This window comes from Rhodanobacter sp. GW835-FHT13D09, assembly GCF_058793995.1.
On sequence record NZ_JBXAGL010000005.1, the window covers coordinates 151,770 to 165,497 of the forward strand.

Sequence of the window (13,728 nt, forward strand, 5' to 3'; positions counted from 1 at the left end):
GTCGTCCGCTGGCGACATGAAAGTCTTTTCAGTAGGCCGCATGGCGGTGATCGCGCGCAGGACAGAAGCCGCTTTGCCCAGGCAGCGTTGGATCCGGGAACCCTCTCCCCAACCCTCTCCCGGAAGGAGAGGGGGCAGATGCAAGGAGCGCTTTGCTCCATTGACACGGTTCAGCCCTTTACGCTGCCCAGCAGCAGCCCCTGCAGGTAGTAGCGCTGCAGCGACAGGAACAGCAGCAGCACCGGCAGCACGGTGACCACCGAGCCGGCCATCATCAGCTCGCTGTCCTGCGCGTGCTCGCGCGCCAGCGAGGCCAGCCCGATCGGCAGCGTGTAGTGCTCCTGCCCGGTCAGCACGATCAACGGCCACATGAAGTCGTTCCACGCGGCGAGGAAGCTGAAGATCGCCAGCGTCGCGATGATCGGCTTCAGCAACGGCAGCACGATCCGCACGAAGATGCGCCATTCGCCGGCGCCGTCGATGCGCGCCGCCTCCAGCAGCTCATCGGGAATGCCGCGCGCGTACTGGCGCACCAGGAAGATGCCGAACACGGCGGCCATCCCCGGCATCACCACGCCGGCATAGCTGTTGACCAGCCCCGCGTACTTCAGCAGCAGGAACAGCGGCAGCATGGCCACCTGGGCGGGGATCACCAGCGCGCCCAGCAGCGCGCGGAACAGCCGCTCGCGGCCGGCGAAGCGCAGCTTGGCGAAGGCGTAGCCGGCCATCAGGTTGAACACCAGCGAGAGCACCGTGATCGCGCCGGACACCAGTACGCTGTTGAGCAGGTAGCGACCCATGCCGGCGCGCAGGAACAGCTCGCGGTAGTTCGCCCAGCCGGGATGCGCCGGCAGCAGCGGCGGCGGCAGCGCGCCGGCCTCGCCCGGCGCCATGAACGATACCGACAGCATCCACAGCAGCGGGAACAGCGCAACCACCGCGCCGCCGAGCAGCAGCCCGTTGACCAGCGCCTTCGCCAGCCGCGGGTTCACGGCTCCTCCCCGTGGCGCGACAGTCTCAGCATCAGCGCGGTCACCGCGAACATGATCACGAACAGCAGGAACGCCACCGCCGAGGCCGAGCCGAGGTTCCACCACTTGAAGCCCTCGTCGTACATCAGGTACAGCACGCTCACCGTGCTCTGCAGCGGGCCGCCCTCGGTTATCACGTAGGGCTCGGCGAACAGCTGGAAATAGCCCGACACGGTGAGGATGCCGACCATCAGCAGGGTGGGTTTCAGCATCGGCAGGGTGATGTGGCGGAACTGTCGCCAGGCCGAGGCGCCGTCGATGCGCGCGGCTTCGTACAGCTCCGGCGGGATCGCCTGCAGTCCGGCCAGGAAGATGATCATGTTGTAGCCGAAGTTCTTCCACACCGCGAACAGGATGATCGTCGGCATCGCCCAGTGCGGATCGCCCAGCCAGTCGACCGGGTGGATGCCGACGAGGCCCAGCACGTAGTTCGCCATGCCGTACCGGGTGTTGAACAGGTAGCGCCAGATCACCGCCACCGCCACCACCGTGGTCACCACCGGCGCGAACAGCGCGGTGCGGAACAGCGGTTTGCAGCGCGCCAGCGGCGAGTTGAGCAGCATCGCCGCCCCCAGCGAGGCGCCCATCGACAGCGGCACGCCCACCGCCACGAAATACACCGTGTGGCCCAGCGCCGACCAGAACAGCGGCCGTTGCAGCAGCTCCCAGTAGTTGCCCAGCGCCACGAAGCGCAGGTTGCGCAGGTCGGCCAAGGCGTAGAGGTCGTAGTCGGTGAGGCTGAGCGCCAGTGCGCCCAGCACCGGCAGCAGGAAGAACACGCCCAGCACCAGCAGCGCCGGGGCGAGAAACAGCCAGGCGGCGCGCGGCGGGTTCATGGCAGGTGCTCCCGGGGCGGGTCGGATACCGCATGGTCGAGCACCCAGCGGCGCTTGGCCAGGATCGCGTCGGCCCGGCGGTCGATCTCGGCGGCGGCCTGGTCGACGGTCAGCCGGCCGGCGATCGCCTCGGCGGCGACCAGCTGCATCTCGTTGGCGATGCGCTCCCACTCCGGCACCGCCGGCGTGGGCCTGACGTGTTCGAGCTGTTCGCGGAACGCGCGCAGCTTCGGGTCGTCGCGCAGTGCACCGTCCTGCCACGAGCTGCGCCGCGGCGGCAGGTCGCCGAGCAGGGCGTAGAAGCGCTGCTGCACCGCCGGTTGCGACAGGTACTCGATCAGCTGCCAGGCGGCATCCTTGTGCTTCGAGGCGCGGAAGATCACCAGGCTGGAACCGCCGGCTGCGCCGATGCCGGCGGTGCGCGGTCCGGGCAGCGGCGCGGTGGCCCAGTCGTCCTGCTGCGCTGCCGGCAGGCGCGAACGGAACTCGCCGATATTCCACGGCCCGGACAGGTAGAACGCGTACACGCCGCGGCCGAATTCCGTCCACGGGTTGCCGGCCTCGACATTGCTGATCGGCGGCGCCTGCTGCAGCCGAAACGTGTCGACATAGAACGCCAGCGCGTGCTTGAAGCCGGCACTCTCGAAGTTGCCGTAGCGGTCGCCGTCGCGCAGCATCGGGTCGGGTTGCTGCAGCGCCAGCGACATCAGCTGCTCGTACTCGTTGGTCGGCAGCAGGATGGCGTAGCGGTGCCGCGGCGGGTCGCTCAGCGCGGCGAGCTGGCGCCGCCACTCCTCCCAGTTCCGCGGCGGGGCATGGAAACCGGCCTGCCGGAGCAGGTCGCGACGGTAGAACAGCAGCCGGGTGTCGACGTACCACGGCACGCCGAGCAGGGTGCCGTCGATCACGTTGGTGGCCCAGATGCTGGCGAAATAGTCGTCCGGCCGCACCACCGCGGAGTGGTCCACGCGCGCCTGCAGCGGTTCCAGCGCGTGCAGCGCCGCCAGCTCGGGCAGCCAGGTGTTGCCGAGCTGGCTCAGGTCCGGCGTGGAGCCGCCGGCGAACGCGGTGAGCAGCCGCTGGTGCGCCGCGGTCAGCGGCAGCTGCTGCACCTTCACCTCGATGCCCGGGTGCGCGCGCTCGAACGCCGGCAGCAGCTGGACGATTGCCTCGCCTTCGCGACCGATCGTCCAGAACGTGAGCTGCTGCTGTCCTGGCGGCGCCGGCGCGCAGCCGCCCAGCAACACGCCGCACAGGGCGAGGACGGCCAGCCACCGGCCGCGCCGCGATCGCTGCGGGCGCGTGCACGCCGTCATTTTTCCGCGGCCCCCGCGCCCAGCCAGCCGCCTTCGAAGCCGGCGCGCTCGAGTCCTTTGCGGATGTACGGATTCTTCTTCATCACGTTCCACACGAAGCCGTTGCGCCAGTTCTCGATCATCAGCACGATCGGGCCCTGGTCGATGCCCAGCTGCAGGCTGTCGACCCAGCCCAGCCCGGGCACCAGTTTGCCGGTGCGCAGCGTGGTGGGCGTGTGGAAGCTGAGGTTGAAGGCGTCGACGAAGCCGTAGTCGTCGTAGATGTATTTGCCGTAGCGCTGCTTCATGGTCGCCAGCGCGGGGATCACGATCTCCGGGGCGAACGCGATCGAGCCGGCCGCCGCGGTCGGTGCGATGGTGCCGTCGTCGCTGATGTAGTCGAGTCCGGCGCCGCGCGCGGTATAGCCGTGGAACGTGCGCTCGCCCTCGGCGCCTTTCACGACCAGGCCGCCGGGGCCGTTGCTGGCGGTGAGGCCCCATACGTTGGCGCCGTAGCCGGTCCAGTGGCCCGGGTTGGCGATCGCATAGTTGCGCTGCGCGTAGGTGGCGCGACGGCTGTTCTCGAAATAGTCGAGGTCGTGCTCGCGGCTCCAGGCGTCGCGGATGCCGCGGAAGTCGACCCAGCTCTGGCTGTACTGGTGGCCGAACATTGGTGCGAAGTTGAGGAAGGTCTGGCCCTGGAAGGTACCCCAGGTGAGGTGGTTGGTGGACAGCCACGCCGTCCATGCCTCCGGCCCGACCGGGTGGGTCGGCGAACCGAGCGCGAGGATATAGACCAGCATGCCTTCGTTGTAGCCCTTCCAGTCGGACGGGATGAACCGGCCGCCCGGCGTCCAGCCCATGCTGATCAACGGCTTGCGCGGCTGCATCCACGGCCAGTCGACGCGGCGGTAGATCGTGTCGGCGAGCTGGCGGATCTCGCGCTCCTGCGGCGTGTCGTGGTCGTAGTACGACTGCGCGAACAGCACGCCGCCGAGCAGCAGGGTGGTATCCACGCTGGACAGCTCGGTCCAGCGCGCGAAGCGCTTGCCGCTGTGCATGTCGAGGAAGTGGTAGAAGAAGCCGTGGTAGCCGCTGGCATCGTCCTCGCTGGCGTTCTGCGGCGCATCGGCGAAGAAGCGCAGCGTCTTCAGGGTGCGCTCGACCGCCTGCTCGCGCGTGATGTAGTGGCGCTCGACGCCGATGCCGTAGGCGGTCAGGCCGAAGCCCACCGCGGCGATCGAGGAGAACGACTGCCTCGGCCAGGAGTCGGGCAGCAGGCCGTTCGCTGGGTTGCCGCTCTGCCAGAACCAGCCGAAGCTGCGCCGCTGGAGGTCGTCGACCAGCGCCTGCTGCTGTGGCGATACAGCGAAGTGCCCGGGATGCGATCTCGCCGCGGCGGGCGCTTGCCAGCCCGCACCGATGACCAGCAGTACGAAGAGGACGGTTACTCGAGTGCGGACAAGAAACCTAGACAAAACCATCACGACCCTCTCTCTTCAGTGGTGTACCGCGGTCACTATGTGGTCGCCATGGCAGTCGATGGCGCTCACCGATCCGTGCCACGGCGTTACCGCACCAGTGTCAGACACCAGCCGCTTTGCAATAGCGATCGATGAACGCCTGGTGCGGAGGCATGGCATCGACACAAGTGGCAATGACCTGCTGCACGTGTGCGACGAATTCGTTCAGGTCCTTTTCCGACATCTGGTCGGCGCCTGCGTGCCAGGCCACTGGCATGATGCCTTGGCCAAGCATCACTTCGACCCAACTCACTAGGCCGAACAGTTCCTCGGCATTGCGGATGAATTGCCCGCTTTCCCGGAACAGTGCGATCACGCTGCGTAGCGCTTCTGGAATCTCCATCGTGCGGCAATAGTTCCAGAATGGCGTGTCGTCACGCTGCGTGGCGTGGAAGTGCAGGATCAGGAAGTCGCGGATACGCTCCAGCTCGAAACGTGACAACGCGTTATAGCGATCAATGACGGCCTCGCTGAAATTCCGGTCGGGGAACAGGGTCAGTAATCGCGTAATGGCCGACTGGATGAGGAATATGCCGGTCGATTCGAGCGGTTCGAGGAAGCCGCTGGCGAGGCCGATGGCCACGACGTTGCGGTTCCACACCTTCTTGCGTGTGCCGGCGACAAAGCGAAGCAGCCGCGGCTCGCCGAGGGGAGCGCCGTCGAGATTGCGCAGCAAGGTGGCTGCCGCCTCGTCGTCGCTGATGTAAGGGCTGGCATAGACGTGGCCGTTGCCCACGCGGTGCTGCAGAGCGATGCGCCACTGCCAGCCGGCTGTCTGCGCGGTGGCGCGTGTGTAAGGTGTTGGCGGTCCGGTCCGCTCGCAGGCTACGGTCACCGCACGATTGGTCGGCAGCCAGTGGTTCCAGTCTTCGTAGCCCGTATGCAGCGCCTGCTCGATCAGCAGGCCACGAAAACCGGAACAGTCGATGAAGAGCTCGCCACCGATTGTCTCGCCGCTCTCCAGTACCACGGCATCGACGAAGCCATCACTCGGCCGCAACAGGGTTTCGCGGATCTTCCCCTCGGTACGCTGCACGCCGCGGGCCTCCGCATAGCGGCGGAGATAGCGGGCGTACAGACCGGCATCGAAGTGGTAGGCATAGGCGATATTCGCCAACGGCGTATTCGGCGGTGCATCAACCGCCGAGACCATGAACTTTCCGTGTGCCGCCGCCAGCGTGTTCAATGAATAGTCGCCAATCTCCCGTGCCCTACCGGTCTTGAAGGCGCGTAGCCAGTACTGGTGGAACGGAAGCATGCCTATATCGAGTCCGATCGAGGTGCCGAAGCCATGGACATAGGTCTTGCCGGGCTTCAGCCAGTCGACGAATTGGACGCCTAGCTTGAACGTGCCCATCGTTTCACTCACGAACTCTGCTTCGTCGATACCGAGCAGTTTGTTGAAGAGGGAAAGGTGCGGCACGGTGGCCTCGCCGACGCCGATGGTGCCGATCTCTTCGGATTCGATCAGTCGTATCGAATGCCCGGGACCGAGCACCTTGGCCAGTGCAGCGGCACTCATCCAACCGGCTGTGCCACCGCCCACGATGACGATGTTCTTGATGCGTTGATTCGTCATGGCTGCTTGCTTGGAGTGATCAAAAGACGAAGCGCGGGATGATCCGTTCGACGGGATTGCGGGGGGGCCTTGCATCATCAAAAGCAAGGCCCACCGAAGCGGGCCTTGCGGAACGTCATAACTGCAGAGGACTCCGCTACTGGTCGGCTCAGAACTTGAAATCCGCTGTCAGCTTGTAGGTACGCGGCACGCCAAGAATGTTGCCGACCCGGTTGTAGGTCGGGTTGTACGTGGCGCCCGTGTAATTGTCGATGGTGTCGTTATAGTTCTTGAAGTTCAGCACGTTCAACGCATCCAGGCGCAGCTGGAGCACCATGCCGCGACCAAGATCGAAGTTCTTGGTGGCCTGCAGGTCGATATCCCGGTAGCCGAAGATCGGACCACCAAACAGAAAATGCGATCCCTTTGGCGTACCCACCACCGGATAGGCCGCCGACATCTCGCCCTGTACGCCGACCGAGTTTGGCCACAGGTTGCAGCAGCCGATCGAGGATACCGGCGTTGGCGTAGCCAGAGTCAGCTTGCCGGCAATGGTGATGCCCCACGGCGCATCCACCGACCCGGTCACCACCAGCCGGTGCTTGGGTGCCGCACTGGAGGTCTGGAACGGGTAGTACTTGATACCCGGCAGGTCGAAGGCGTAGCCGTCCGAGTACAAGCGGTTCTGCGTGGCGTGTGTGTGGGTGTAGGCGATGGTCATCCCCCAGCCGCTCTCATGGGTGTAGGGCTTCTCGGCCGACAGCAGCAGCTGGGTGTTGTAGGTCGTCTTGCCGTTGTCGAACAGGATCAGGTTGCCGATGCCCGGTACACCCGCGCCGCCCCACTGGTTGGTGAAGTTCTGATAGTTGTAGAACTTGCCGTTTGGATAACGGTTGCCTAGCGTACCGATGATGCCGTCGTACTGGAGGATGCGTGCGAGGGTGACGCTGGCGTTCCAGTCGCCCAGCTTGTTGCGCATGCCGAGGCTGAACTGATCCGAGTACGGCGACTTGATGTTGTTGTTGATCATGTCGACCTCGCTCACGCCCGAGCCCAGACCCTGCAAGTTGGCGGAGTCGAGGTACTTCGGATCCCACGCGAAACACGATGTGCCGTTGGCCTGGCCCGGGCCGCAGCCGTCGATGGCGGTCGGGTTCTCGAAGTCGACGGTTGGCTCGGATAGTGCGTTCTTGCTGTTCTCAAGCGAGATGACGTCAAACAGATTGCGGTCATAGGCGCGGCCTGCGCCGCCGAAGATCACGTGTTCCTCGTCGCCGTTGAGGTCGTAGGAAAAGCCGAGGCGCGGTTGGATCTCGTTCTTCCGCGCACTGCGGTTGTGACCGGTGCTGATGTAGTTATTGATGTTGATGCCGCCGGCAGCGAGGCTCTGAGCGTACGACTGATTGATGGTCTGGCCGTTGAACTGGTACGTCGGCGCATTGATCGCGTCCACAATCGGCTGCAGTGTGCGGTACCCCAGGAACTGCGGCGACTTCTCGTAGTCCCAGCGCACGCCCAGGTTCAGGATGAGCTTGTCGTTGACCGACCAGTCGTCCTGGATGTAAGCGCCGAACTGCTTGTTCTTCGATACCGCCGTCAGTGGCAGGCCAGAGTTGACCTTCCCGAATACCACCTTGTACGGCGTCGCCTCGACCCCGTTGGGGGTCACGTTGTAGAAGTAGTTGGCGTTCGTGGCGCTGTCACGATCGGAGAGCGTCACCTGCTTGTACTTCACGCCCATCTTGACCACGTGGTCACCGTGCCACGTCAAGTCATTGAAGGTGAGGTTGTCCTGGATGCCGTTGCCCTTCTGCGAGGCTTCAAAGTACTGGCGCGGATCCTGCCCATTGATCAGCAGGATCGTATCCGCCGGGGCGGGTGCGTTCCAGAAATAGGTGGTGGCTGGCGCATTTGTGATCGGTGATGGCGTGTCGAGCGTGCTCTCGTAGGTCCACAGCAACTCGTTGAACCACGAATCCGCGCTATGTTGCCAGCGGGCATCGAAGCGCTTGTCGTCGTTCTTGTAGTTGTAATTGGCCGAGGCAGCCGTGGTAGTGCCGGCGCCGTAGATCTGCGTTTCCTTGCGGATCTTCGAACTCAACTCGAAACGGTCGCGGTCGGTTGGCTCCCAGTCGATCTTGCCGAAGTACAGATTCTCCTTGAACGGCAACGCAGTCGGCCCGAGCTGTGCCTGCGCATCGGCAGGCAGGAAATTGTTGTACGGCACGTTGTTGTATGTATGGGTCGAGCCGGTGGTGGTAGTCGGAGTGGAGAACTTTTTCCCTTCGTAAGTCAGGAAGAAGTGCAGCTTGTCCTTGATGATCGGACCACCGAAGGCGCCACCATATTCGCGGCTCACGCCACGGGACTTGTTGTGTGCATCGTTTTCGGCCGGCGTTTCGGCGCGGAAACGGTCGCTGGTGAAGGTATCGAACGCCTCGCCATGGAACTCGTTGGTGCCGGACTTCGTCTCGGCCGTGATGGCAGCAGAGGAGATCTGGTCGTACTCAGCTTTGTAGTTCGAGGTGATCACGCGGTACTCGCCGATCGCCAGCTGCGGGAACGGGTTGCCTACGTCGCCGTCGTGGTTCGGGCCGGCCTGGCCCGAGAGGCCACCACCATGCACGTAATTCTTCTGACCGACCCCATCGATGTAAACGTTTACATTAGCGGACGGCTGCGCGCCGGCCTTGATCGAGGTTTTGCCGTTCTCGACGTTGAACGCCATACCCGGCACGCTATCCGCGAACTCGAGGAAGTTGCGGGTGATCTGCGGCGTGGTGTTGATCTGGTGCAGCGAGACCGTACTGCCGATTTCCGAGGTCTTCACCTCGGTCAGTGCTATCGCGCTCACCGAGACCCCGGTCAGGGTGGTGGCGTTGGCGGCGCTGGCTGGTACTGCGGCAGCGCCTGTTGCCTGCGTCAGGTTGAGAGTGGCGGTCGAGGCCACCGACAGGCGCACGGTCTGCTCGGTGCCGGCGCCGGCATCGACGATGTATGTGCCGGGCGGCAGGCCGACCAGCGCGTAGCTGCCATCTGCGTTCGCGGTGGTGCGGCGTTGAGCGCCGGTGGCGACGTTGCGCGCGGTGATCGTGGCGCTGGCCGCGGCCTTGCCGCGCAGGTTGGCGTCGGAGGTCTGTGCCCACGACAGCATCGGCGCGCCAGCCACCGCGATCACCGTGGCGTTGATCAGGCTTGCGAGCAGCTTCTTTCTGAGTTGCATTGGTGTGTTCATGTCTTCCCTCCTATATCGGATGACCGATTCCCCGAGTTGATGCAGCTTTTTTCAAATGCCTTGTCTGGATGACGCTTGTTGCTCGCCGCCGCAAGTGGCGCGGATGACGATCTCGCAGGCCAGCGTGTGGCTGGATGGCGTGGCGTGCCCGGAGTCTTCCAGCAGCGTCGCCAGTTGTTCGAGCGCGCTGCGGCCAAGGTCGGCGATGCGCACGCGCACCGTGCTGAGCGGCGGGGTGACGTAGCGCGCGATCGGAATGTCGTCGAAGCCGGCCAGCGCGATGTCGCCCGGCACGTCCACGCCGGCCTTCTTGAACGCGTGCAGGCAACCCACCGCCATCATGTCGTTGGCGGCGAACACGGCCTGTGGCCGTGGCTTGCGCGCCAGCAACTGGTGCCCGGCGCGGTAGCCGGCCTCTTCGCTGAAATCGCCCTCCACCACGTCCAGCGGCGCGTGCGGCGCGTACTTCGCCATCGCGGCGCGGTAGCCGAGTTCGCGCTGCTGCGCATCGAAGTTGTCGGCCGGGCCGGCGATGAAGGCCACGTCGGAGTGGCCGGCCTGCAGCAGGTGCCGCACCATCGCGTAGGCGCCGCCATGGTTGTCGATGTTGAGCACCGCGTGCGCCTTGCTTTTCACCGCGCTGTTAAGCAGCACGGCCGGCACGCTGGCGGGGAGGTTGTTGCGCAGGAAGGCAGCGTCGACATGGTTGGACAGGATCAACATGCCGTCGACCCGGCCCTGCATCGCGCGCAGGGCGGTGGCGGCGTCCGCGGCCCCGTCGTGCGAACTGGAGACCAGCAAGTGCAGGCCGCGTGCGCGCGCGGCCTGGTCGATGCCGCGGATCAGCTCCGAGAAGAATTCGCCATGCAGATCCGGCAACAGTGCGCCGATGGTATGCGTGCGCCGGGTGATCAGGCTGCGGGCCGCCGCATGCGGCACGTAGTTGAGACGGGCGGCCACGTCGCGGATGCGCTGGCCGGTTTCGGCGGTGACACCGCCGCCGCCGTTCAGCGCGCGCGACACCGAGGCCACGGAAACGCCGGCCTCGCGCGCCACGTCTTTGATTGTCACTGCCGCCATGTGAGTTGCCCCCGGGCGCCAAACGCCGCTGCGACAGCAACGTAATCGTTTTCATCAGGGCTTGTAAAGTGCTCGCTGAGAAGGCTTATGCTGCATTGCGGCATGTTTATGCAAACGTTTTCATGGATAGGTCGGGCAGGTGGCTGGCCCAGCGGAAAAACGCGTGGTCGGATCAGATGGATCGCGTTATGGCAATGCAGCAAGCCGCGGGGGGCGCTGGCGTCGGACCGGAATCAAGGAACGGCAATTTGCGGGCGATGTCTCAATTTGGGCCGTTTTTGCCTGTTGTTAAAAATTTCTCCCTGTCGTTAAATCAGGGTTAATCTATGTCCGCTCAGCCGACTGTATCCTCAAGCTGTCGTAAATAGCGAAGAAACACCAACCAAGTAGTTGATTTGCATATCATGATCTTGCTGATGACCTTGCTGCTCCTGTCTGCCGTGCTGATCCTCGGTGCGGTCAGGCGCGTGCCGGCCGGGCAGGTCTACAGTCTGTACCGCGGCGGCAAGCTGATGCGCGTGCTGCAGCCGGGTACGCATCTGGTACTGCCGCTGCTGGATCGGGTCGCGCACAAGATCGATCTGGCCGGGCAGACCCTGCGTTTCGAGGAGCCGCTGGCCGATGCGCGCGACGTGCGTGGCACGGTGTACTGGCAGGTGCTGGAACCGGAGCGCGCCGATGCGGTGTTCGAGCAGGTCGACCAGCTGATCCGCCGCGGCGCGCAGGAAGCGCTGCGCAGCGAGCCGGCGGCGGTTCGCACCGACCGTCGCGACCTGGGCGCGCGGGTGAAGCAGTCGTTGAACAGCGCGCTGCGCGAGCGCGGCATGATGGTGACCCGGGTCGACCTCGAGGTCGCCTGAACACGATATGCGCCAGGGCGCCCGAGAGCGCCCGCGCCACAGGGGATCTGCAAGCCTTCGACCCGCCGTCCGGCGGGTTTTCTTTGGCCGGGGCTGGCAAGCCCGGCATGCGCCGCGGATACTTTGCGCCCCATCTCCCCGAGTGAGCCCATGACCACCCGCGCCGCCTTGCAGGCACGACTCGAACAAGGCATTGCCGCGCTGGGGCTGCAGCTGCCGCCCGACGCGGTGCCGCGGCTGCTGGATTACCTGATGCTGCTCGAGCGCTGGAATGCCGCCTACAACCTCACCGCGGTGCGCGATCCGGCGGAGATGGTCACCCGCCACCTGCTCGATTCGCTGGCGATCCTGCCGTATGTGCAGGGCCGGACCCTGGCCGACCTCGGCACCGGCCCCGGCCTGCCCGGCATCGTGCTGGCGATCGCCGCGCCGGGACGGGAGATCCTGCTGGTCGATTCCAACGGCAAGAAGGTGCGCTTCCTGCGCGAGGCGATCCGCGCGCTGAAGCTCGATGGCGTGCGCGCGCTGCAGTCGCGGGTGGAAGACGTCGAGGGCCGGTTCGACTGCATCACCGCGCGCGCGTTCGCCAGCCTCGCCGACATGCTCGGCTGGGGCGGCCATCTGCTGGCGCCGGACGGGATCTGGCTGGCGATGAAGGGCAAGCGGCCGGACGACGAACTGCCCGGCATCCCGGCCGGCTTCGTGGTGCGCAGCACGCATGAGCTGGTCGTGCCGGGGCTGCCGGCCGAGCGCCACCTGCTGCTGCTCGGCCGCGCCACGTAAGCGATGTCCCTTCCCCTGCTTGCGGGAGAAGGTGCCGAAGGCGGAAGGGGGCGCGGCGCAGCTGCGCGGTTCTACAAACGAAAAGCAAGAGCACCCCATCAGCCCTCCGGGCAGCTTCCCCTGCTGTGCAGGGGAAGCGAAAGCAGGGCGGTGGAGCTTTGCGATCGTTCAGTCGTCCAGCACGCTGCCGTTGCTTGCGATCACCTGCGCGTACAGCTTCGCGGTGGCTTTCGGCGTGCGCTGCTGGGTGGCGAAATCGACGTGGTAGAGGCCGAAGCGCTTGGAGAAGCCCAGCGACCACTCCAGGTTGTCCAGCAGCGACCACGCGTAATAACCCTTCAGGTTCACCCCGGCCGCGATCGCCTTGTGCAGCGCCCCGAGATGCTTGCGCAGGTAGCTCGTGCGCAGCGGATCGTCGAGTACGCCGTTCTCGGCCACCGGCGGGTCGTAGAACGCGGAACCATTTTCGGTGACGTACAGCGGGATGTCGCCGTAGCGGTCCCTGAACCAGGTCAGCGTGTCGGTGAGGCCCTGCTCGAACACCTCCCAGCCGGTCTCGGTATAGGTCCTGTTCGGCTGGCGCACCGGCGCGGCCTGCAGCGGGTACTGGTTCGGGTCGTGCTTCACCACGGCGCGGGTGTAGTAGTTGATGCCGACGAAGTCGACCTTCTGCTTCGTCAGCTTGAAATCGTCGGCAGGAAAGTCCGGCCAGGCGTCGCCGAAGATCTCCTTCAGCTCGGGCGGATAGCTGCCCAGCAGCGCCGGGTCGGCGAACTGCTGGTTCATGTAGGCGTGCGCGCGGCGGGTGGCGGCCACGTCCTCGGCGCGGTCCGAGTGCGGGTATTTCGGCTCGATGTTGAACACCACGCCGATCTCGTGCCTGCCATGCGCACGGTAGGCCTGGATGCCGGCGCCGCTGGCGCGCATCAGGTTGTGCGCGGCGATCGGCGCCTCGTACTTGCTGCGATGGCCCGGCGCCAGCGCGCCGTGCAGGTAGCCGCCGTCGGTGACCACCCAGGGTTCGTTGAGCGTGGACCAGCGCGGCATGCGATCGTCCAGCGCCTTGAACATCACCTCGGCATACTCGGCGAACCAGTGCGCGATGTCGCGGTTGAGCCAGCCGCCGCGGTCGTCGAGCGCCGCCGGCAGGTCCCAGTGGAACAGCGTGGCGTTCGGCGCGATGCCGTGCTCCAGCAATTCGTCGACCAGCCGCGAGTAGAAATCCAGCCCCTTCGGATTGACCCGGCCGGTGCCCTCGGGCAGCACGCGCGCCCAGTTGATGCTGAAGCGGTAGCCGTGCAGGCCCAGCGCCTTCATCAGCTGCACGTCGTCCCGGTAGCGGCGGTAGTGGTCGCAGGCGACGTCGCCGGTGTCGCCGTTCGCCATCATCCCCGGCGTATGCGCGAAGCGCTGCCAGATGCTGGGGCCGGCGCCGTCGGCCAGCGGCGAGCCCTCGATCTGGTAGGCCGAAGTGGCGGCACCCCAGTGGAAGCCGTCGGGGAAGCGGAAACTGGGGCGGGGCATGGG

General features: G+C 65.5%; 10 protein-coding genes. 2 read left to right on the plus strand and 8 right to left on the minus strand.

All coding sequences use genetic code 11. The features are described 5' to 3' along the window. Positions 1-170 precede the first annotated feature (170 nt). The 7 genes from AC1Q5A_RS09305 to AC1Q5A_RS09335 form a co-directional block, all read right to left on the minus strand. Positions 171-992, minus strand: coding sequence for a carbohydrate ABC transporter permease (locus tag AC1Q5A_RS09305; protein WP_492700426.1), 822 nt, complete (start codon positions 990-992; stop codon positions 171-173). Beyond that, positions 989-1,867 carry a carbohydrate ABC transporter permease gene (locus tag AC1Q5A_RS09310; RefSeq protein ID WP_492700427.1) on the minus strand — a complete coding sequence of 293 codons (879 nt, stop codon included), beginning with the start codon at positions 1,865-1,867 and terminating at the stop codon, positions 989-991. The genes AC1Q5A_RS09305 and AC1Q5A_RS09310 overlap by 4 nt, the downstream gene beginning before the upstream one ends. Beyond that, positions 1,864-3,183: a sugar ABC transporter substrate-binding protein gene (locus AC1Q5A_RS09315; protein WP_492700428.1), complete on the minus strand. Its 1,320-nt coding sequence runs from the start codon at positions 3,181-3,183 to the stop codon at positions 1,864-1,866. Before AC1Q5A_RS09315 ends, AC1Q5A_RS09310 begins: the two co-directional genes overlap by 4 nt. Further along, positions 3,180-4,646, minus strand: coding sequence for a glucoamylase family protein (locus AC1Q5A_RS09320; protein ID WP_492700429.1), 1,467 nt, complete (start codon positions 4,644-4,646; stop codon positions 3,180-3,182). The genes AC1Q5A_RS09315 and AC1Q5A_RS09320 overlap by 4 nt, the downstream gene beginning before the upstream one ends. A gap of 100 nt (positions 4,647-4,746) precedes the next feature. Further along, a complete protein-coding gene (locus tag AC1Q5A_RS09325; protein ID WP_492700430.1) occupies positions 4,747-6,264 on the minus strand; it encodes a tryptophan halogenase family protein in 1,518 nt (505 codons plus the stop codon). Positions 6,265-6,412: 148 nt separating this feature from the next. Further along, a complete protein-coding gene (locus AC1Q5A_RS09330; protein WP_492700431.1) occupies positions 6,413-9,478 on the minus strand; it encodes a TonB-dependent receptor in 3,066 nt (1,021 codons plus the stop codon). A 51-nt stretch (positions 9,479-9,529) separates the two neighbouring features. Continuing rightward, positions 9,530-10,558, minus strand: coding sequence for a LacI family DNA-binding transcriptional regulator (locus AC1Q5A_RS09335; protein WP_492700432.1), 1,029 nt, complete (start codon positions 10,556-10,558; stop codon positions 9,530-9,532). A gap of 404 nt (positions 10,559-10,962) precedes the next feature. Between AC1Q5A_RS09335 and AC1Q5A_RS09340 the strand changes: the two genes are divergently transcribed. Further along, a complete protein-coding gene (locus AC1Q5A_RS09340) occupies positions 10,963-11,418 on the plus strand; it encodes an SPFH domain-containing protein (RefSeq protein ID WP_492700433.1) in 456 nt (151 codons plus the stop codon). Between the two features lie 150 nt (positions 11,419-11,568). Continuing rightward, positions 11,569-12,201, plus strand: coding sequence for a 16S rRNA (guanine(527)-N(7))-methyltransferase RsmG (gene rsmG / locus AC1Q5A_RS09345; RefSeq protein WP_492700434.1), 633 nt, complete (start codon positions 11,569-11,571; stop codon positions 12,199-12,201). Between the two features lie 168 nt (positions 12,202-12,369). Here the strand turns inward: rsmG and AC1Q5A_RS09350 are convergent, their stop codons facing one another. Continuing rightward, positions 12,370-13,725 carry a GH1 family beta-glucosidase gene (locus tag AC1Q5A_RS09350; RefSeq protein WP_492700435.1) on the minus strand — a complete coding sequence of 452 codons (1,356 nt, stop codon included), beginning with the start codon at positions 13,723-13,725 and terminating at the stop codon, positions 12,370-12,372. Positions 13,726-13,728 lie beyond the last annotated feature (3 nt).